Here is a 19,098-nt window from a genome sequence, read left to right on the forward strand (position 1 = left end):
GCATGACCATCGAGATCCGCAACGAGACCACCGCGGTCGTCGACGAGCGCGAGTTCGTGGAGCTGAGCCGCTTCGTCTTCGAGGCGATGCACCTCCACCCCGCCACCGAGATGTCGATCATCTTCGTGGACGAGGAGGCGATGGAGAAGCTGCACGTGCAGTGGCTGGACCTGCCCGGCCCCACCGACGTGATGAGCTTCCCGATGGACGAGCTCACCCCCGGCACCCCCGAGCACCCCGCTCCGGAGGGACTGCTGGGCGACGTGGTGCTGTGCCCGAGCGTCGCCGCGAAGCAGGCCGCCGAGTCCGGGCACAGCGCCGTCGAGGAGATGCTGCTGCTGACCGTCCACTCGATCCTCCACCTGCTGGGGTACGACCACATGGAGGAGGACGAGCGCACGATGATGTTCGAGCTCCAGCGCAAGCTCCTGCTCACCTTCCTCGCCTCACGGCCGAGCGCCTGAGCCGCGATGTCCCAGCCTGATCAACCTCCCGGGCACCGCGCCGCTCCGATCGCCCCGTCGGACCCGTGCGGTGCGGCCCTTGCCCCGCGCCCGACGGCCCGAGGAGGGCGTGCGTGAGCGCGCTCAGCCTCGCCCTGCTCGTGCTCGTCCCGCTCGCGCTCGTCGGCGGGGTCGTCTCGGCGGTGCTCACCGCGGTCGACGCCGCCCAGCTCGCCGTCAGCCGCGGCACGCTCGAGAAGGCGGTCGCGGACCAGCCCGGCGCCGTCCGTGAGCGGGTCCTCCACCAGCACGCGGATTCCGGCCGCACCCTCGCCTCCGTCTCCCTGGGCCGGGTGCTCGGCGAGACCGTCATGGTCACGGCGATCGCCGCGATCTGCTTCTCCGCCCATGCCGAGCTGCGACCCGGCGAGGGCTGGGCGCTGCCGCTGCTGGCCACGCTGCTCATCGCCGGGCTGATGGCGCTGCTGATGCTCGCGATCTCCCCGCGCGCCATCGGCCGACGTCGCGCCGAATCGGTGCTGGTCTCCTCCCGCGGCCTCGTCGCCGTGATGCGGTGGGTGCTGTGGGTGCCCGCGAGCGCGCTCGCGAACCTCGGCGCGTCCCTCGCCGCCCGCGCCGGCAGCCAGGAGGATCCCGAGGAGCGTGCTGAGAAGGCTCGCCGCAACGTGGACCGCGCCCTGGAGGACGAGCACGTCCGCGACGGCGAGCGCGACATGATCCAGGGCGTCTTCGACCTGCGCGGCACGATGGTGCGAGAGCTGATGGTGCCCCGTCCCGACATGGTCACCATCACCGCCGATTCCAGCGCCGAGAAGGCGATGCGGCTGTTCGTCCGCTCGGGCTTCTCCCGGATCCCCGTGATCGGCGAGAACGTCGACGACCTGCGCGGCATGCTCTATGTCAAGGACGTGATGCGCGCGATCCACTCGCCCTGGGACCCGCGCCCGCAGCGGCCCGTGAGCGAGGTGATGCGCCCGGCCCGGTTCGCGCCCGAGTTCGTCCCGGCCGACGAGGTGCTGCGCCAGATGCAGACCAGCCATGTGCACATCACGGTGCTGGTGGACGAGTACGGGGGAGTGGCCGGCATCGTCACCATCGAGGATGTCCTCGAGGAGATCGTCGGCGAGATCGCCGACGAGCACGATCGGCGCGAGCCCGAGATCGAGGACCTCGGCGGAGGCCGCTACCGGGTGCCCGCCCGTGCGAGCCTGTCCGAGGTGGGGGAGCTGTTCGGCCTCGACATCGACGACGACGACATCGACTCCGTCGGCGGGCTGCTCGCCAAGATCACCGGGCGGGTGCCGATCCCCGGCAGCACCGCCACCGCCTACGGCCTCGACCTCGAGGCTGAGCGGACCGCGGGACGGCGCAAACGGCTCTCCACCGTGCTGGTGAGCAGGGCGGCCGACGACGAGGACGAGCACCGAGACCAGGAGGATCCCCATGAGCGATGAGCAGCAGGTGCCCGGCACCGCCGACGGCACCGGAGCTGAGAGCGGCAGCGTGCACCGGGCAGGATTCGTCGCACTCGTCGGCCGGCCCAACGTCGGCAAGTCCACCCTCACCAACGCGCTGGTGGGGGAGAAGGTCGCGATCACCTCGACCAAGCCGCAGACCACGCGGCGCGCGATCCGCGGCATCGTCACCCGTGAGGACTCCCAGATCATCCTCGTGGACACCCCGGGAGTGCACCGCCCCCGCACGCTCCTCGGGGAGCGGCTGAACGACCTGGTGCGCGAGACCCTCGGTGAGGTCGACGTGGTGGGCTTCTGCCTGCCCGCCGACCAGAAGATCGGCCCCGGCGACCGGTTCATCGCCGAGGACCTCGTCGAGATGCGCACCGGCCGACGCGGACCCCGTGTGGTCGCGATCGTCACCAAGATCGACCTGGTGGGGCGCGACGTACTGGCCGAGCACCTGATGAACGTCGACCAGCTCATGGACTTCGACGAGATCGTGCCGATCTCCGCCGTGAAGGGCGAGCAGATCGACGTGCTGATGGACGTCGTCACCCGGCAGCTGCCGGAGGGCCCGCAGCTCTATCCCGACGACCAGCTCACCGAGGAGACCCGCGATGACCGCATCTCCGAGCTGATCCGCGAGGCGGCGCTGGAGGGCGTGCGCGACGAGCTGCCGCACTCGATCGCCGTGGTCGTCGAGGAGGTCGTCGAGGTCGACCCCGACGGGGATGCGTTCACCCCGGTCGAGCCCGGCACCGGACGGCTCGTGGTGCGGGCGACCCTGTTCGTGGAGCGCGACAGCCAGAAGGGCATCATCATCGGCCGCGGCGGCTCGCGCCTGAAGGAGGTCGGCTCCCGGGCACGCAGCGAGATCAACGCCCTGCTGGGCCGGAAGGTGCACCTGGACCTGCGGGTCAAGGTCGCGAAGGAATGGCAGCGGGATCCGAAGCAGCTGGGTCGCCTGGGATTCTGACAGCAGGTTGTCCACATTTCCGGGGTTCGATGGCGGACCTGGGTGACTGCTGAGTACCGTAAGGGTGATCCGTCCCACTCCTCGGAAGGCACCACCCATGCCCCGACGCCTCCTCAGCGCCGCCGCAGCCTGCACGCTCCTCCTCGGACTCGCCGCATGCGGTGAGGGCGGAGACGGCCCCGTGACCACGCCGCCGCCCAGCATCGACATCTCCGGATCGAGCGATGGGGGTGGCGATGACGGCGCCGCGAGCGATGGGGGAGGCGACGACGCCTCGCCGAGCGCGGCGCCGGACGTGCCCGCGCCGGATCCTGCGGACTATCCGGGGATGGACGAGAACACGCCCGAGGGGGCGGAGCAGGCGTTCCGCTACTACATCGCTGTGTCGATGTGGACTCATCGAACCGGGGACGACAAAGTACTTAGGAGTCTGGAAGGCCAGGGGTGCACGGGGTGTGCAGAGCTGAACAGCGACCTGCCAAAGCTTCAGGAGGCCGGTTCCTATTGGGGTGAATACTCGCTTATAGATGACCAGATTGAAGCTTATCCAGGTGATACTTTCGATCAGGAAGTGAGCTACTCGTTTATTCTTTCGGAGCATCTGGAGCCCGACTTCGAGGCTGGCGGCTCGAAGCAGGTGAGTGAAACGGAGTACGTTACAACTGGTGGGATGGTCTGGTCGAACGACATGTGGATTGTTGAAGGCTTGCAGGGGGAGTGGGGGCCCGATGCATTCGATTCTTGAGCTCGGTGAACGATTCCCTCAGCGGCTCAGACTGCTAGTGGCGATGCTCATTGTTTGTGTGGTCACGGCGGCTGGCTCATATTCCGCAATCGCAGATGGCGATGAAGCCGATAAAGCTTCTGGAGAAGATCGAAGTGACGGCGCTCGACCGGAAGGCGACCGTGGAGGCGAAGCGACGCAGGCTGGGTTCGGTTATGGTGCTCAAGAATATCACGAAAAGGGTCGTTCGGAGACAGGGTCGTCGGATGATTCCGGCGGTGCTAGTGGGCGGGATCGAGAGTCGTCGCATAGCCGTTCTCGAGAAGGCGTCGTTCCAGACGTTCCGTCGACTCCGGTACCAGACTTCATTACTCGCTTACAACGTGCTCCTGACCACGGAGGCGTCGACTGTGTGAGTGGAGTTTGTAGAGCGGCACGCGGCTCGTGTACTGCGGCACCGGATTACACAGTGTTCGGCGGTGAGGTACTGGCAACGCCGCGTTCTTCCGGGCCTCGGGAAGCAGGTTCTGTCACTTTCGAGTCGATCACGCAGAACACGAGGTCTGGCGCGGAAACTTCCAACGGGTATTCATGCGCGGTACCGTCCGCGCGAGCCCCCCAAACGGCCGGAGCGAGCCGAGAAGCTGCCGATGAGGGTGCAGCAGAGCCCGTCATCATCATCGTCACTCAGAGCGATTTCGCTGAGCTTCCGGTGAAGCCATCGGCCGCTAGCGCTGGGCCGGATCGCGGCTGGTTGCCAACCGGGATGGTTAACGTGCTCCATGCGGAGCACGAAGTGCAGACGCTGCAGACTGAAGTTCTCGGCACGCCGGTGGCGGTGCGGGCGATCCCGACTTCGTACCACTGGGATCTCGGGGACGGGAACACGATCACCACGAGTAAGCCAGGCAAGCCGTACCCGTCGGAGGAGGTGTCGGCGAAGTACTCGGGGGAGGGCTGGTACGACGTCACGCTGACGACGACCTTCGCCGGCCAATTCTCCGTGGACGGCGGTGAGTGGCAGGGCATCGACGGCACGATCGAGGTTGCCTCCGAACCGATCGCGCTCTACTCGAAGTCTCTCGAATCCCGACTGGTGAACGGCGACGTGCCTGTGGACGAAGACGAGGATCCGTGGGTGCCCGAGCGTTCTCGGGAGACCGAAGGCCCGCAGGATCCCGACGCACGTCATCGCGAGATCTGAAGTTAGGGCCCGCATGGCAGTCGCGGTCTTGAACGCAGCATGCGTTGAGGCTGGGGTTCGGGGCGGGCGTCGGCGGAGGCGCAATGACCCCGCGACTGTTCGCATCGTGAGCCGCCCCGAGCGGCCTGCGTGACGGTGCTAACGTGGCCATCGTGCGTGGATCGCTGCTCCTGCTTAGACGCCGCGACGGGTCCTGAACCGCCGGGAACCTGTCGCGGCTGACGTGCTGTCCGGCGACCGGCAAACCCAGCGAGAAGGACCTGAAGATGACTGACTCCACGAGCACCGCAAACACCGCGACCGTCGCCGCCGAGGCCGACCCCGCGACCCCTGTCGTCGGCAGCACGGGCGACGCGCCCCAGCAGCCCTCGGGCATGCCGACCCACAAGTACCTGCCCTTCCATGAGCAGATCCGGGTCGAGCTCCCCGACCGCACCTGGCCCAGCCGCCGCATCACCCGCGCTCCCCGCTGGTGCGCGGTCGACCTGCGCGACGGCAACCAGGCCCTCATCGATCCCATGAACTCCGAGCGCAAGCTGCGCATGTTCGAGCTCCTGGTGAAGATGGGCTACAAGGAGATCGAGGTCGGCTTCCCGTCGGCCTCCAAGACGGACTACGACTTCGTGCGCACCCTCATCGAGGAGGACCGCATCCCCGAGGACGTGTCGATCCAGGTCCTCACCCAGTCCCGCGAGCACCTCATCGAGCGCACCTACCAGGCGATCTCGGGCGCCAAGCGCGCCGTCGTCCACCTCTACAACTCCACCTCGGTCGTGCAGCGCGACGTCGTCTTCCGCGCCGACGAGGACGCCGTGCTCGACATCGCCGTGCAGGGCGCGCTGCTGTGCAAGAAGTACGAGGAGACGATCCCGGACACGGCCGTCACCTACCAGTACTCCCCGGAGTCCTACACGGGCACCGAGCTCGAGTACGCCCTGCGTGTGTGCAACTCCGTCATCGACGTCATCAAGCCCACGCCGCAGAACAAGATGATCATCAACCTGCCGGCGACCGTCGAGATGGCGACCCCGAACGTCTATGCCGACTCGATCGAGTGGATGCACCGCCACCTCGATCGCCGCGACTCGATCGTGCTGTCCCTGCACCCCCACAACGACCGCGGCACCGGCGTGGCCGCCGCCGAGCTCGGCTACCTGGCCGGCGCCGACCGCATCGAGGGCTGCCTGTTCGGCAACGGCGAGCGCACCGGCAACGTCGACCTCGTGACGCTGGGGCTGAACCTGTTCAGCCAGGGCATCGACCCGCAGATCGACTTCTCCGACCTCGACGAGGTGCGCCGTACCGTCGAGCACTGCAACCAGATGCCCGTCCCCGAGCGCAGCCCCTACGGCGGCGACCTCGTGTTCACCGCCTTCTCCGGCTCCCACCAGGACGCCATCAAGAAGGGCCTCGAGCGCATGGAGGCCGACGCCGAGAAGGCCGGCAAGGCCCTCGACGACATGGTCTGGCGCGTGCCCTACCTGCCCGTGGACCCCAAGGACCTCGGCCGCTCCTACGAGGCCGTGATCCGCGTGAACTCGCAATCCGGCAAGGGCGGCATGGCCTACCTGCTGCGCACCGAGCACGGGCTGGACCTCCCGCGCCGCCTGCAGATCGAGTTCTCCGGCATCGTCCAGCAGAGGACCGACTCCGACGGCGGTGAGGTCAGCCCCGAGGCGCTGTGGGACGTGTTCTCCGACGAGTACCTGCCGACGAAGGACGACTCGCGTCGCTGGGGCCGCTACAGCTTCCGCGACGTGCGCCAGGAGTCCGCGGGCGACGGCGCCGACCGCATCACCGTCAGCCTCGTCGTCGACGGCGAGGAGCACGAGATCACCGGCATCGGCAACGGCCCGCTGGACGGCTTCGTCAAGGCACTGGCCGAGCGGAAGATCGACGTGCGCATCCTCGACTACGCCGAGCACGCCCTGACCGAGGGCGACGACTCCCTCGCCGCCTCCTACATCGAGTGCGAGATCGACGACCGCATCTTCTGGGGCGTCGGTATCGACGGCTCGATCACCCGCGCCTCCCTCGAGGCGATCACCTCCGCGCTGAACCGCAACGCCCGCTCCCGGGCCTGAGCAGGCCGGGCCGGGTGCGGATGCGCCCTGCCGCGGCATCGGGGACCCGACACCGGCACAACCGGGCGCGATGGATCCCCGATGCGGCCGACGAGATCGACGGGAGGTACCACTTCGGTGGTACCTCCCGTCGATCAATCCCGGGGAGTGGTACGGATCGTCGATCAACCAGTGAGGTCGGCGGCGCGGCGCCGTGGGGATCTGGCCGCAGTGCCGCCCGCTGCGAGAGCGGTCAGTGAGGTACGGCGCTGCTGAGCGCGGCGCCGCCGCTCAGCGCGTGGATGCGTCGCCGTCCTCGCGCAGGTCGTCCTCGGTGAGGATCGGCATCTCGCCGGTCAGCGTCGCATGGGTGGGCGTGGGCAGCTCCCAGCCCGGCGCCTCGTCGATCGGCTGCGGCTCCCCGGCAGGGCGCGAGCGGGCGGTGAGGGTGACACCGGCGCTCGCGACGACCACCAGCACCGCCGCCGCGACGCGGAGCGGAGTGATCTCCTGGCTCAGCAGCAGGACGCCCGCGAACAGCGCGACCACCGGCTCGAGGCTCAGCATGATGCCGAAGACGTGACGGGGCAGGCGGCGCAGCGCGGAGAGCTCGAGCGTGTACGGCAGCACGGAGGCGAGCAGCGCAGTGCCCAGCGCGATCAGCAGCAGGCGCGGCTCGGCGATGCCGGCGACGGCGCCGGGCGCGCCGAGCGGCAGCACGACAAGGGCGCCGATCAGCATGGCGACGGCGAGGCCGTCCTGCCCGGGCACGATGCGTCCCACATGCGCGCTGGCGAGCACGTAGAGCGCCCAGAAAACCGCCGCGACCAGTGCGAAGACGACGCCGAGCACGTCGAGGGAGGCCGCACCGGTGAGGGATTCGAACCCGAACAGGCTCACGCCTCCCAGCGCGAGCAGAACCCACAGCAGATCGGTGCGGCGCGTGGACAGCAGGGCGGACAGCACGAGCGGTCCGAGGAACTCGATCGCCACCGCCGTGCCCAGCGGGATCCTGTCGATCGAGGCGTAGAAGGCTCCGTTCATACCGCCGACCGCCACGCCGAAGGCGGCCACCCCCAGCCACTGCTGCCGCGTGAAGCGGTGCACCTTCGGGCGCACGATCACGATCAGCACGGCTGCGGCGAGGCCCAGGCGCAGCGCCGTCGTGCCCCAGGAGCCGATCGCCGGGAAGAGCTGAGTGGCCAGAGCCGCCCCGAACTGGAGCGAGATGCACGAGCCGAGGATGAACAGGATCGGCGTCATCGGCACGCCGCTGGAGTGGGCGCCGCCGCCGACGCCTGCGGTCGCCGTGGTCGAGGAGGTGGAAGAGGTGGTCACGAGTCCACTCTGCCCCCGCGGTCCAGCCGGGTCCAGCGAATGTTCTCGACGTGTACCGTGAAGCAGACATGGCCGATCGAGAGGGGTGCGCATGCTGAACCTGCACCGGCTGTTCCTCCTGCGGGAACTGCGCAGGCTGGAGACGATGTCGGCGATCGCGCGGGAGCATTCGATGTCGCCGTCGGCCGTCTCCCAGCAGCTGTCCCAGCTGGAGAGGGAGTCCAAGGTCACCCTGTTCGAGCAGGCCGGACGCCGCGTCGTCCTCACGGACGCGGGCGCACGGCTGGCCCGTCGGGCCGAGGAGATGCTCGGGCTGATGGAGACGGCCGAGGCCGAGCTCGTCAGCGCCCAGGGCGAGGCCGGGGGAGTGCTCCGCGTCGCCTCCTTCCAGACCCCGCTGATCGCGCTCGCGCCGGTGGCGGTGAGCGTGCTGGAGCGGCGTCACCCAGACCTGCGGATCGAGATCGCCCAGCGCGAGGTCGAGGAGGCCTATCAGGGGCTGCTCGCGCACCGGTTCGAGGTGATCCTCGGCGAGGACTATCCCGGCGGTCAGCAGGTCGTCCGGCGCGGCACCGACCGCGAGGACCTGCTGCAGGACCCGCTTCTGCTGGTGCTGCCCGACCACGGCCCCGCCTCCCGGGCGCGGCGCCTCGAGGACCTCGCCGAGATGCCCTGGGCGCTCGACCCGGAGGACACCCGCACCGGGGCATGGGAGCGCACCTACCTCCGCTCGGCGGGGATCGAGCCGTGGGTCCGCTTCGACACCCCCGACCCTCTCCTGCAGGTGCACCTGGTCCGCTCCGGTCATGCCGCGGCTTTCGTACCCGGCCTGATCGCCGCCGAGCACCTCGGCGGCACCCGGGTGCTGCGCCTGCCCGGCGACCCCCACCGCGGCCTCTACACCGCGGCGCGCGCAGGAGCGCGCGAGCATCCCTCCCTGCTCGCCTTCCGAGCCGCGCTGCTCGAGGCGGCCGACGCGCTCGGCGACCTCCCCGGACTGGACCGGCTCGGGGCCTGAGAGTCGGCCCGACGCCCCGCCGCTCCTCCTTTCGGTGGACACCGCCCTGAACGGCTTCCGTCACCCGCCTTCGCGAGCTCCAGGGTGCTCACGGCCGCGGCGGCGGGCATCGTCATCCTGCTCGGCACGCTGCTGACCCAGCCCCACGATCCGCCGCGAGCTCGCCGCCGAGGAGCACTACGCCCCGCACGTGCAGGGCATCGCCTCGCCGGCCTCGCACGACGCCGCGACCTATCTGCGGGCGCTGCAGCAGGCGGGCCTCGAGGTGGACGCCTGGGAGACCACCTACCTCCATGTCCTCCACGGCCCCGACCCCGTCTTCGACTGGGTCGCCGGCACCGGTACGCGTCCCACCCTGCAGGCCCTTCCCGAGGACCTCCGGCCGCGCTTCGAGGAGGAGTTCAAGGCCCGGCTGCGCCGCGCGTATCCGCACGACGGGCATGGCGTGGTGCTGCCCTTCCGCCGCGTCTTCGCCGTCGGCCGCAGGGGCTGAGAGGCGGCCGAGGGGCGGGCGCAACGGGCGGCCGGCCGCCGCGCCCGCGACCCCGCCGGCGTGCGGCCACGACCCGGCTCAGCCGACCTCCGGGAAGCCCTTCCTCGCGGCCTCCGCGATCCGGTTCAGCTGCTTGCGGTCGGAGAGCGCGCCGAGCACGCCGCCGAGGCCCGGGATCGCCTTGCCGAACAGGCGCGCCGAGCGCAGGCCGAAGCGCCGGATGAGCCGACCGCCGACCGCGGAGACCACGGCCGAGTGCGGGGAAGCGGGGAGCCTCCCCGCCACGCTGCGGGCGGCGGCGCCGGCGACGGGGCTCAGGCCGATGTTCCTCAGCACGTCCCCGGACTCCTCGCCGAGCAGCGTCGCGAGCACCCGCACGCGCACCTCCTCGTCGTCCAGGTCGTAGCGGCGAACGACGGCGATCGCGCCGACCATGCGGGTGGCCTGGATGTAGAACTCCATCACGTTGGTGGGCAGCAGGACCGGCAGGGTCACCACGCCCCCGAGCCCGGTGAGGAAGCCGCCGGCGGTGACGCCCCGGCGGTGCCTGCGGACGATCCGGCGCACCGCCTTCTCCGGCCGCTTCCGGGCCCGGCCGCGCTGCGCCTTCCTCGCGACGTCGGCGGCGGAGGAATAGGTGAGCTTCCCGTCCAGGCCGATGTCGCGGACGGTGTCGATCATGCGCTGCACGGCGCCGTTCGGGCTCGTCTCCGCCTTCTCGGTGCGGGCCTCGCGCATCGCGTCGCGGGCGGTGCTCCTGGCGGTGTCGTCGCGGCGCAGCATGCCGAAGATCCCCATGGGCGTCCTCCTGGTCGTCGGTGTCCGGCGGTCGGTGTCGCGCCCGCGGCGGGTGCGGCACGAGGCCCATCATGCCGTGCCGCGGCCGCCCAGGCGCGCAGGCGGACCACGCGGTGGGGGAGTCCGACGGGGGCGGGTGCGGCGAGACGCCGTCCGGTAGGAGCGCACGGTGCGACACGTCGAGTGCGTTGCAGGGCCCGGCGAGAGCGCGGCGCCGCGCGGTGCGAGCGCCGCACGGCCCGGCGAGGACGCCGCACGGCCCGGCGTGAGCGAGGTCCCGTCCGCCTCGGCCGTCGCCTCCGCCGATGCGTCGTGCCTGCGGCGTAGGCTCGGAGCACCATGGCCAGCAAGCTCTACCGTGACGATGCGATCGTCCTGCGCACCCACCCCCTGGGCGAGGCGGACCGCATCATCACCCTGCTCACGCGGCGGCACGGCAAGGTCCGCGCCGTCGCCAAGGGCGTGCGCCGCACCGGCAGTCGCTTCGGCGCGCGGCTGGAGCCGTTCACGCTGGTCGACGTGCAGCTGCACACCGGGCGGAACCTCCACACCGTCACCCAGGTCATCACGATCGAAGCCTTCGCCGTCGGCATCACCGCGGACTACTCCCGCTTCGCCGCCGCCAGCGCCATGCTCGAGACGACCGACCGGCTCACCGACGAGATGGTCGATCCCAACCAGCGCGGCTTCCTCATGCTCGTCGGCGCGCTGCGCGCCATGGCCGAGGGCCGCATCGCCCCGCCGCTCGTGCTCGACTCCTTCCTGCTGCGCACCCTCGCCGTCTCCGGCTGGGCACCCGAGCTGCGCGTCTGCGCCTCCTGCGGGGCCGACGGCCCCCACCACGCCTTCGACGTGCGTGCGGGCGGCCTGGTCTGCACGGCCTGCCGTCGGCCGGGCGCCATCGCGGTGCGTCAGTCCACGATCGAGCACATGATCTTCCTGCTCGCCGGGGACTGGGAGAATGTGACCGATGCGGAGGAGACCGTGCAGCAGGAGGCGGGTCGCCTCATCGAGGACACGGTGACCTGGCATCTCGAGCGCTCGGTCCGCTCCCTGCACTACGTCGAACGCTGATCCCCATCCCGGGCGGGTCCACGGCCCGCACGATCCCGCACGATCCAGGAGGACCCCGCATGCCCGGCGCATCCCGTCACGGGTACCAGGAGCCGTTCGCCCACCCCAGCGGCGCACTGCCCCCGCAGCTGCCGGCCCCCACGATCCCTCGCCACGTCGCGGTGGTGATGGACGGCAACGGCCGCTGGGCGAACCGTCAGGGCCTGCCTCGCACGGCAGGGCACGAGGCCGGGGAGGCGGCGCTGCTGGACGTCGTCGCCGGCGCCCTCCAGATCGGCGTGACCCACCTGAGCGCCTACGCCTTCTCCACCGAGAACTGGAAGCGGTCCCCGGAGGAGGTGCGCTTCCTGATGGGCTTCTCCCGCTCCGTGCTGCGCCGCCAGCGCGACACCCTGGACTCCTGGGGCGTGCGGATCGTGTGGATCGGCCGCGAGCAGCGCCTGTGGGGCTCGGTGATCCGGGAGCTCAAGGAGGCCGAGGAGCGTACCCGCAATAACACCCGCATGACGCTGTACATGTGCGTGAACTACGGCGGTCGCGCCGAGATCGTCGACGCGGTGCGCGAGATCGCCGAGGAGGCGCGGGCAGGGCGGCTCAAGGGCTCCGGGATCAGCGAGAAGACGATCCAGCGCCATCTCGTCGACCCCGACATGCCCGACGTGGACCTGTTCCTGCGCACCAGCGGCGAGCAGCGCACCTCCAACTTCCTGCTCTGGCAGGCCGCCTACGCCGAGCTCGTGTTCGTCCCCGAGCTGTGGCCGGACGTGGACCGCCGCGTGCTGTGGCGGGCGATCACGGAGTACGCGCGGCGCGATCGGCGCTACGGGGGAGCGGTCGACGCCCCCGATGCGCCGGAGGCTCAGTCCGCAGGGCTCTGAGCGACCCGCTCGGCCGCGGCGGTCTGCGCGGGCCGAGCCGGCGCGGCGGCCGGCTCCGTCGCGGTCGGCCGGTCGGTGCCGACCTCGGACGGGGCCTCGGTCGCGACCTCGCTCTCGGCGAGGGTCGCGACGAGGGCGGCCCGGGCGCCCGTGCGGCGTCGATGGTGCAGCACGAGAGCGACCAGCAGCACCAGCAGGGCGAGCACGGCGACGGCGCCGGCGGGGGAGACGAGGAACAGCTCGAACCAGCCCGCCACGGCCACCAGGCCGACGGTCGCGTAGATGATCGCCCAGGCCAGGCCGCCGACGGCGAGGGCGGGGAGGTAGCGGCGGGCAGGCATGCCGGTCAGGCCCGCGGCGGCGTTCGCGGCGGTCTGGAAGCCGACGGTCAGGAAGCTCAGCGCCACGACCCATGCACCCCAGCGGTTGACGAGCTCGGTCGCGCGCTGCACGGACGTCGACTCCAGCAGCTTCTTCACCCGGCCGCGGTTCGCGGCCTTCCGCGCCCCGCGGCCGACCAGATAGGTGCCGCCGGCGCGCGCCCAGATCACCACGTACAGGAACGCGATCGCCGGCAGCAGCGGCAGCGACTGGACCCAGTCCATCATCGCGCGGCCACCTCGTCCTCCGGCTCCTCGGGATCGTCCTCGTCCTCCGAGGGCGCGGCGGTGCTCGAGTGCTCCTCGCACAGCCCGAAGACCTCCAGGGTGTGGTCCACCTCGGTGAAGCCGTGCTCGCGGGCGATCGCGGTCATGGACGCCTCGAGTCTCGGGGCGAGGAACTCCACGGTGCGGCCGCACTCGCGGCACACCAGGTGATGGTGGTGGCCGGTGTCCTCGCACTGCCGGTAGAGGGACTCCCCGTCCCCCGCCACGAGCACGTCCAGACGCCCGGCGCGGGAGAGCGCCTGCAGGTTGCGATACACGGTGGCGAGGCCGACGGTCTCGCCGTCGGCGCGCATCTGCTCGTGGATCTGCTGGGCGCTGCGGAAGTCCACCTGCCGGGAGAGCGTCTCGAGGATCGCGGCGCGCTGGCGGGTGTTCCTTTGCATGCCCTCATTGTCCCCCACCTGGTGCGGGACCTCCATCTCTGGTGGGAGGGACCACCATCACCGGTGGGAGGGACCATGCGCCGCCGACGGGGCGGCGTCCGCGGCCGCGGGCCCGGGGCCGCCCGCAAGCCGGCCGCGTCGCGCCGCGAGCAGCGAGCGGACGACGAGCGCGGCCACGTACACCGCGATCGTCAGCAGCACGATCACGCCGCCCGGCGGGAGGTCGACGTAGACCGTGATCACCAGGCCGCCGACGGCGCACAGCACCGCGATGACCATGGCAGTGCGCATGGTGCGGGCGAAGCCGACCACCAGATGCTGCGCGGCGGCCACCGGCACGATCATCAGCGCCGAGACCATCAGCGCGCCCACGATCCGCATCGACAGCGTGACCGTCAGCGCCGCCATCACGGCGATGAGGACGTTCACGGTCCGCACCGGCAGGCCCGCGGCGCGGGCGAACTCGTCATCGGCGGTGACGGCCGCGAGCAGGCCGGAGAGCCCCACCCCGATGGCGAGCACGACCACGGCGAGCACGAGCGCGATCACGGTGTCCAGCCGGGTCACGGTCGAGAGGGAGCCGAAGAGATAGCCCATCAGGTTCTGCGAGGTGCCGCCGGCGAGCTGGATGATGACCACACCGCCGGCGATGCCGCCGTAGAACAGGATCGCCAGCGCCACGTCGCGGCTGGTGTGGCTGATCTCGCGCACGTACTCGATCAGCACCGCGCCGATCACGGAGGCGGCCAGCGCCCCCGGGATCGCGAGCAGGTCCGCCGGGGTGGCGGAGAGCCAGGCGCCGACGAGCCAGCCGACGGCCACGCCCGTCAGCGCGACGTGCCCGAGGCCGTCGCCGAGCAGGGAGAGCCGCTTCTGCACCAGATACGTGCCGACCACCGGGGCGGTGAGCCCGATGAGCACCGCGATGATCAGCGGGTAGCGCAGCAGGTCGGAGGTGAGGATGTCCAGCATCGAGATCATGCGGGGTGGATCTCCTGTCCCAGGCATTCGTCGAGCGGGGCGGCGTCCTCGGGGTGTCCGTGCCCGGGGTCGAGGTGCGGGCGCTCGCTCACGGGGCCGTCGTGGACCATGCGGCCGTGGTCGAGGACCACGGCGCGGCTGATGTCATCGGTCAGCGGACCGGTCTCGTGCAGGACCACGAGCAGGGTGGTGCCGCGGGCGGAGAGATCGCGGAACAGGTCGGCGATCAGCTGCTGGGTGGGGACGTCCACCCCGGAGAAGGGCTCGTCGAGCACGAGCAGCTCGGGATCGCGCACCAGGGCCCGGGCGATCATCACGCGCCGGCGCTGCCCGCCGGACATGCGGGTGATCGGCCGGCCGGCGAGGTTCGCCATCCCGACCGCCTCGAGCGCGGCATCGACCCGGGGTTCGCGGGCGCTGGGCCACCAGCGGCGGGCGGTGAGCAGGCCGCTGGCGACGGTCTCCCGCGCGGTCGCCGGGATCGAGCCGGTCTCGGCCGACTCCTGGGGGACGTAGCCGAGGCCGTCGTGGGCGCGGCCCTGGGAGACCGGGCGGCCCAGCAGGTGCGCCGTGCCGCTCTCGAGCGGCAGCACCCCGACCGCGGCGCGCAGCAGGGTCGACTTGCCCGAGCCGTTCGCACCGAGCAGCGCGACGAGCTCGCCGCGCTCGATGCTCAGGTCGATGTCGTGCAGGACCCGCTGGCCGGCGCGGGAGACGCTCGCGCCGACGATCTCGACGACTGGTCCGTCCCCGGCTCCGTCCCCGGCGCTCACGCCCAGCTCTCCGCGAGGGCGGTGCAGTTGCTTCTCATGACGGCAGGGTAGTCCGCCTCCGGGGACTGCTGGGTCTCGAGGTTGTCCAGCTCGGCGCTGTCGATGCCGAGATTGTCGGCGAGGGTCTGGGCGACCTTCGGCGAGGCGGTCGCCTCGAAGAAGATGGTGGTGACCTCCTCATCGCGGACCACGGTCTCGAGGGCGAGCAGCCGCTGCGGGGACGGCTCGGTCTCCGGGTCGATCCCGGAGATCCCCACCTGGTGCAGGTCGTAGCGGTCGGCGAGATAGGTGTAGGCGGCGTGGCTGGTGATGAAGGTGCGTCGCTCATCGGCCACCTCCTCGAAGGCGGAGGTCAGCTCGGCGTCGAGCTGCTCGAGCTCCTCGCGCACCGTGGCCGCGGCGGAGGTGAACTCCTCGGCGTGCTCGGGGGAGAGCTCGCCCAGGCGCGCGGCGATCGCGTCGCCCAGATCCGCCATCCGCAGCGGGTCGTGCCAGAAGTGGGGGTCGTTCGGGCCGTGGTCGTGGCCCTCGTGGGAGTCGCCCTCCTCGGCGTGCTCGGCGTGCTCCTCTTCGCTCTCCCCGGCGTGCCCCTCCTCCGCGCTGCCGGCATCGGCCGCCAGGAGCGTGATCACGGAGGAGACGTCGAGCACGTTGTCGCCCCCCTGGGAGGCGATGGCGTCGTCGAGCGCGGTCTGGAAGCCGGGGATCTGCAGCACCAGGTCGGCCTCCTCGACGATCATGGTCTGCTTCACGGACAGCTCGAGGCCGTGGGCGTCGGCCCCCGGCGTGGTGAGATCCGTGAGGGCGACGTGCTCGCCGCCGATCCGCGTGACCAGGAAGCTCAGCGGGTAGGCCGAGGTGACGACCGACAGCCCGTCCCCGTCGGCGGCCGTGCCCTCCCCGCAGGCGGCCAGGAGCGCCGCACCGGCGCCGAGGCCGAGGGCGGACAGGAGGGTGCGGCGGCGAAGAGGGGAGGCATGCGACATGACAATCATTCTCACCAATGGCAGTGCCGTGGTGCAAGTGGGGAGGCCCTGCGGAGCCGGTGCGCGTGGGGACGCTCACACGCGAGCGGCGTCCTGGGCCGATGACTATGCTGGGCGCGTTCTGATCGCACCGTCACCAGGAGTCTCCCCGTGGCCAAGGCCCCCGCCAGCACGCTGGACAACGTCATCGCTCTCGCCAAGAAGCGCGGCTTCGTGTTCCAGGCCGGTGAGATCTACGGAGGCTCCCGCTCCGCCTGGGACTACGGCCCCCTGGGCGTGGAGCTCAAGGAGAACATCAAGCGCCAGTGGTGGCGCACCTTCGTCCAGTCCCGCGGGGACATGGTGGGCCTGGACTCTTCGATCATCCTCCCCAAGCGGGTGTGGGAGGCCTCCGGTCACGTCGCGACCTTCGTCGACCCGCTGGTGGAGTGCCGCAGCTGCCACAACCGCTTCCGCGAGGACCACCTGATCGAGGCCTTCGAGGCCAAGAAGGGCCGCGCCCCCGAGGGCGGGCTGGCCGAGGTCCCCTGCCCCAACTGCGGCATGCGCGGCGAGTTCACCGAGCCGCAGCAGTTCTCCGGCCTGGTGAAGACCTACCTCGGCCCCGTCTCCTCCGAGGCCGGCCTGCACTTCCTGCGCCCCGAGACCGCCCAGGGCATCTTCGTCAACTTCCTCAACGTCGTCACCGCCACCCGGCAGAAGCCGCCCTTCGGCATCGGCCAGATCGGCAAGGCGTTCCGCAACGAGATCACCCCCGGCAACTTCATCTTCCGCACCCGCGAGTTCGAGCAGATGGAGATCGAGTACTTCACCCCGCCCGCGGAGGCCGACGAGCACTTCAGGGCCTGGGTCGAGGAGTGCTGGAACTGGTTCGTGGATCTCGGCATCAAGGAGGAGAACCTCCGCCGCTTCGACGTGCCAGAGGACGAGCGCGCCCACTACTCGGCCGGCACCATCGACTTCGAGTACCGCTTCGGCTTCCAGGGCAGCGAGTGGGGCGAGCTGATGGGCGTCGCCAACCGCACCGACTTCGACCTGACCAGCCACACCGAGGCCTCCGGCACGAAGATGCAGTACTTCGACCAGGCCGCGAACGAGCGCTACACGCCCTACGTCATCGAGCCGAGCTTCGGCCTGACCCGCTCGATGATGGCCTTCCTCGTCGACGCCTATCGCGAGGACGAGGCTCCCAACGCCAAGGGCGGGGTCGACAAGCGCACCGTGCTGGGCCTGGACCCGCGCCTCGCCCCGGTCAAGGCCGCGGTGCTGCCGCTGTCCAAGAGCGAGGACCTCGTGCCGCGCGCCGAGAAGCTCGCCGAGTCGCTGCGCAGGCACTGGAACGTCGAGATGGACGTGACCCAGGCGATCGGCCGTCGCTACCGCCGCCAGGACGAGGTCGGCACCCCGTTCTGCCTCACGGTCGACTTCGAGACCGCCGAGGACCAGGCCGTCACCATCCGCGAGCGCGACACCATGACCCAGGAGCGCGTGGCGCTGGACCAGGTCGAGTCCTACCTCGCCGCGCGCCTGATCGGCGCCTGAGCCGCACAGCACGGCCGACGGGGCCGACGGGGATCTCCCCGTCGGCCCCGTCCTCGTCCCGGCGAGCTGACCGGTGTCCGGGACCGCGGATGTCCGGGACCGCGCGGGTCCGAGGCCGCCGAGCGTCGCCGACGGGCGCGTGGCGACATGAGATGGCTGTATCGCCATGTCGTGCCGCCACGCGCCCGTCCGTGACACGCCGCGCCGCGGGGATGGCAGAGTGCTCCGCATGAGCAGCGCCTCCGGCCTCGAGCTGTCCGCCGCGTACCACCGGGAGGTGGTGGCGCCGTTGCTGGAGCGCCGGCTGCCTGGTCTCCCGTACGCCGCGGCGCGGCTGGGCTCCGGCTCCGACGTGCTCGGGTTCGACGACGCGCAGTCGAGGGACCACGACTGGGGCCTCCGCCTCACGCTGCTCGTCGAGGGCGGCGCGGCGCAGGAGGTCGACGCGCTCCTCGAGCGGGAGCTGGCGACGCAGTGGCGCGGCCACCCCGTGCGCTTCGCGACGACCTGGGAGCCGGTGGTCCGCCAGCGCGCCGAGGTCGCCTCGGCCGCGGACTTCGCCGCCTCGCGGGTGGGGATCGCCCCGCAGCGCCTCGTCGGCGCCGCGCCGCTCGACCTGGTGGACTGGCTGCAGCTCACGGGGCAGGCGGCGCTCGAGGTGACCGCCGGTCCCGTGTTCCACGACGGCACCGGGGCGATCACCGCGATCCGGGAGCGGCTGCGCACGTACCCGGAGGACGTGCGCAGGTACGCGATCGGCGCGGACTGGACCCGCATCGGCCAGGAGCTCGCCGACGTGGGCCGGGCCGGGCTGCGCGGTGACGAGGACGGCTCCGCCGTGATCGCCGCGCGTCACGTGCGCACCCTTCTCCATCTCGCCCACCTGCTGCATCGGCGCTGGGCGCCCTACGGGAAGTGGCTCGCCCGCTCGGCGGCCGCGCTGCCGGACGGCGATGCTCTGCGCCGCTCCGTGCTCGCGGTGCTGCGGGCACAGGACTGGCGCACCCGGCAGGGCGCCCTCGCCGCGCTGGTCGAGCAGGTCGCCGCGCTGCAGGGACAGGTCGGCCTGCCCACCCTGGACCCCGCGATCGAGCCCTTCTTCGACCGCCCCCATGTGGGGCTGCGCGGGCTCCCGGAGCTGCTCGCCGAGGAGATCACCGACCCCGCGGTGCGCGCGCTGCGGCCCGGCATCGGCACCGCCGAGCAGATCAGCGACCACGTGAGCGTGCTCGTCGACCCCGTGCTCCGCAGGCGGCTCGTGGGCGGGTGAGCACCCGC

The 19,098-nt window shown here is 71.1% G+C and carries 20 protein-coding genes; 13 read left to right on the forward strand and 7 right to left on the reverse strand.

Features of this window, described 5'->3' with window-relative positions:
* Window positions 1-2 precede the first annotated feature (2 nt).
* The 7 genes from ybeY (at window position 3) to leuA (ending at window position 6,909) form a co-directional block, all read left to right on the forward strand.
* Window positions 3-464, forward strand: a complete 462-nt coding sequence (gene ybeY, locus RBL05_RS00995) for an rRNA maturation RNase YbeY (RefSeq protein WP_308740927.1) — start codon at window positions 3-5, stop codon at window positions 462-464.
* A gap of 113 nt (window positions 465-577) precedes the next feature.
* Window positions 578-1,918: a hemolysin family protein gene (locus RBL05_RS01000; RefSeq protein ID WP_318603959.1), complete on the forward strand. Its 1,341-nt coding sequence runs from the start codon at window positions 578-580 to the stop codon at window positions 1,916-1,918.
* On the forward strand, window positions 1,908-2,897 hold the full coding sequence (era, locus tag RBL05_RS01005; RefSeq protein WP_318603960.1) for a GTPase Era: 990 nt from the start codon (window positions 1,908-1,910) through the stop codon (window positions 2,895-2,897). The genes RBL05_RS01000 and era overlap by 11 nt, the downstream gene beginning before the upstream one ends.
* A 181-nt stretch (window positions 2,898-3,078) precedes the next feature.
* Entirely contained in the window at window positions 3,079-3,642 is a 564-nt protein-coding gene (locus RBL05_RS01010) for a DUF6318 family protein (RefSeq protein ID WP_308740925.1), read from the forward strand.
* Between the two features lie 95 nt (window positions 3,643-3,737).
* A complete protein-coding gene (locus RBL05_RS01015) occupies window positions 3,738-4,037 on the forward strand; it encodes a hypothetical protein (RefSeq protein WP_308740924.1) in 300 nt (99 codons plus the stop codon).
* Between the two features lie 380 nt (window positions 4,038-4,417).
* Window positions 4,418-4,825 carry a PKD domain-containing protein gene (locus tag RBL05_RS01020; protein ID WP_308740923.1) on the forward strand — a complete coding sequence of 136 codons (408 nt, stop codon included), beginning with the start codon at window positions 4,418-4,420 and terminating at the stop codon, window positions 4,823-4,825.
* 266 nt (window positions 4,826-5,091) lie between these two features.
* Window positions 5,092-6,909, forward strand: coding sequence for a 2-isopropylmalate synthase (gene leuA, locus RBL05_RS01025; RefSeq protein ID WP_308740922.1), 1,818 nt, complete (start codon window positions 5,092-5,094; stop codon window positions 6,907-6,909).
* Between the two features lie 270 nt (window positions 6,910-7,179).
* On the opposite strand, the gene RBL05_RS01030 is transcribed toward leuA, so the two are convergent.
* Entirely contained in the window at window positions 7,180-8,226 is a 1,047-nt protein-coding gene (locus tag RBL05_RS01030; RefSeq protein ID WP_308740921.1) for an EamA family transporter, read from the reverse strand.
* Between the two features lie 91 nt (window positions 8,227-8,317).
* Between RBL05_RS01030 and RBL05_RS01035 the strand changes: the two genes are divergently transcribed.
* Together RBL05_RS01035 and RBL05_RS01040 are read left to right on the forward strand one after the other, a co-directional pair.
* Window positions 8,318-9,244 carry a LysR family transcriptional regulator gene (locus RBL05_RS01035; protein ID WP_308740920.1) on the forward strand — a complete coding sequence of 309 codons (927 nt, stop codon included), beginning with the start codon at window positions 8,318-8,320 and terminating at the stop codon, window positions 9,242-9,244.
* A gap of 190 nt (window positions 9,245-9,434) precedes the next feature.
* A complete protein-coding gene (locus RBL05_RS01040; RefSeq protein WP_308740919.1) occupies window positions 9,435-9,737 on the forward strand; it encodes a hypothetical protein in 303 nt (100 codons plus the stop codon).
* 78 nt (window positions 9,738-9,815) lie between these two features.
* Here the strand turns inward: RBL05_RS01040 and RBL05_RS01045 are convergent, their stop codons facing one another.
* Window positions 9,816-10,535, reverse strand: coding sequence for an EcsC family protein (locus RBL05_RS01045; RefSeq protein WP_308740918.1), 720 nt, complete (start codon window positions 10,533-10,535; stop codon window positions 9,816-9,818).
* A 339-nt stretch (window positions 10,536-10,874) separates the two neighbouring features.
* Between RBL05_RS01045 and recO the strand changes: the two genes are divergently transcribed.
* On the forward strand, window positions 10,875-11,609 hold the full coding sequence (recO, locus tag RBL05_RS01050; protein WP_308740917.1) for a DNA repair protein RecO: 735 nt from the start codon (window positions 10,875-10,877) through the stop codon (window positions 11,607-11,609).
* Between the two features lie 59 nt (window positions 11,610-11,668).
* Entirely contained in the window at window positions 11,669-12,487 is an 819-nt protein-coding gene (locus RBL05_RS01055; protein WP_308740916.1) for an isoprenyl transferase, read from the forward strand.
* On the opposite strand, the gene RBL05_RS01060 is transcribed toward RBL05_RS01055, so the two are convergent.
* From RBL05_RS01060 to RBL05_RS01080, 5 genes are read right to left on the reverse strand one after another with little or no spacing between them, the layout of a single operon-like run.
* On the reverse strand, window positions 12,469-13,095 hold the full coding sequence (locus RBL05_RS01060) for a DedA family protein (RefSeq protein ID WP_308740915.1): 627 nt from the start codon (window positions 13,093-13,095) through the stop codon (window positions 12,469-12,471). The genes RBL05_RS01055 and RBL05_RS01060 overlap by 19 nt on opposite strands.
* Window positions 13,092-13,538, reverse strand: a complete 447-nt coding sequence (locus tag RBL05_RS01065; protein ID WP_263310084.1) for a Fur family transcriptional regulator — start codon at window positions 13,536-13,538, stop codon at window positions 13,092-13,094. Before RBL05_RS01065 ends, RBL05_RS01060 begins: the two co-directional genes overlap by 4 nt.
* 57 nt (window positions 13,539-13,595) lie before the next feature.
* Window positions 13,596-14,519, reverse strand: a complete 924-nt coding sequence (locus tag RBL05_RS01070; protein ID WP_308740914.1) for a metal ABC transporter permease — start codon at window positions 14,517-14,519, stop codon at window positions 13,596-13,598.
* Window positions 14,516-15,292 (reverse strand): metal ABC transporter ATP-binding protein, encoded by a 777-nt coding sequence (locus RBL05_RS01075; protein ID WP_308740913.1) that lies wholly within the window; start codon window positions 15,290-15,292, stop codon window positions 14,516-14,518. The genes RBL05_RS01070 and RBL05_RS01075 overlap by 4 nt, the downstream gene beginning before the upstream one ends.
* A complete protein-coding gene (locus RBL05_RS01080; protein WP_308740912.1) occupies window positions 15,289-16,278 on the reverse strand; it encodes a metal ABC transporter substrate-binding protein in 990 nt (329 codons plus the stop codon). Before RBL05_RS01080 ends, RBL05_RS01075 begins: the two co-directional genes overlap by 4 nt.
* Window positions 16,279-16,428: 150 nt before the next feature.
* On the opposite strand from RBL05_RS01080, the gene RBL05_RS01085 reads away from it, so the two are divergent.
* Window positions 16,429-17,820, forward strand: coding sequence for a glycine--tRNA ligase (locus tag RBL05_RS01085; protein ID WP_308740911.1), 1,392 nt, complete (start codon window positions 16,429-16,431; stop codon window positions 17,818-17,820).
* A 229-nt stretch (window positions 17,821-18,049) separates the two neighbouring features.
* Complete coding sequence (locus RBL05_RS01090) at window positions 18,050-19,090, forward strand: DUF4037 domain-containing protein (RefSeq protein ID WP_308740910.1); 1,041 nt, start codon at window positions 18,050-18,052, stop codon at window positions 19,088-19,090.
* Window positions 19,091-19,098 lie beyond the last annotated feature (8 nt).

Source organism: Brachybacterium sp. GU-2 (assembly GCF_030866705.2).
Taxonomy (GTDB): Bacteria; Actinomycetota; Actinomycetes; order Actinomycetales; family Dermabacteraceae; genus Brachybacterium; species Brachybacterium conglomeratum.

Excerpts from the sequence above, each read along its gene's own strand:
- recO (WP_308740917.1), top strand. The coding sequence starts at position 10,875 with ATGGCCAGCAAGCTCTACCGTGACGATGCGATCGTCCTGCGCACCCAC.
- RBL05_RS01080 (WP_308740912.1), bottom strand. The coding sequence starts at position 16,278 with ATGTCGCATGCCTCCCCTCTTCGCCGCCGCACCCTCCTGTCCGCCCTC.
- RBL05_RS01045 (WP_308740918.1), bottom strand. The coding sequence starts at position 10,535 with ATGGGGATCTTCGGCATGCTGCGCCGCGACGACACCGCCAGGAGCACC.
- RBL05_RS01060 (WP_308740915.1), bottom strand. The coding sequence starts at position 13,095 with ATGATGGACTGGGTCCAGTCGCTGCCGCTGCTGCCGGCGATCGCGTTC.
- RBL05_RS01065 (WP_263310084.1), bottom strand. The coding sequence starts at position 13,538 with ATGCAAAGGAACACCCGCCAGCGCGCCGCGATCCTCGAGACGCTCTCC.
- RBL05_RS01035 (WP_308740920.1), top strand. The coding sequence starts at position 8,318 with ATGCTGAACCTGCACCGGCTGTTCCTCCTGCGGGAACTGCGCAGGCTG.
- RBL05_RS01070 (WP_308740914.1), bottom strand. The coding sequence starts at position 14,519 with ATGATCTCGATGCTGGACATCCTCACCTCCGACCTGCTGCGCTACCCG.
- leuA (WP_308740922.1), top strand. The coding sequence starts at position 5,092 with ATGACTGACTCCACGAGCACCGCAAACACCGCGACCGTCGCCGCCGAG.
- RBL05_RS01090 (WP_308740910.1), top strand. The coding sequence starts at position 18,050 with ATGAGCAGCGCCTCCGGCCTCGAGCTGTCCGCCGCGTACCACCGGGAG.
- RBL05_RS01015 (WP_308740924.1), top strand. The coding sequence starts at position 3,738 with ATGGCGATGAAGCCGATAAAGCTTCTGGAGAAGATCGAAGTGACGGCG.
- ybeY (WP_308740927.1), top strand. The coding sequence starts at position 3 with ATGACCATCGAGATCCGCAACGAGACCACCGCGGTCGTCGACGAGCGC.
- RBL05_RS01055 (WP_308740916.1), top strand. The coding sequence starts at position 11,669 with ATGCCCGGCGCATCCCGTCACGGGTACCAGGAGCCGTTCGCCCACCCC.
- era (WP_318603960.1), top strand. The coding sequence starts at position 1,908 with ATGAGCGATGAGCAGCAGGTGCCCGGCACCGCCGACGGCACCGGAGCT.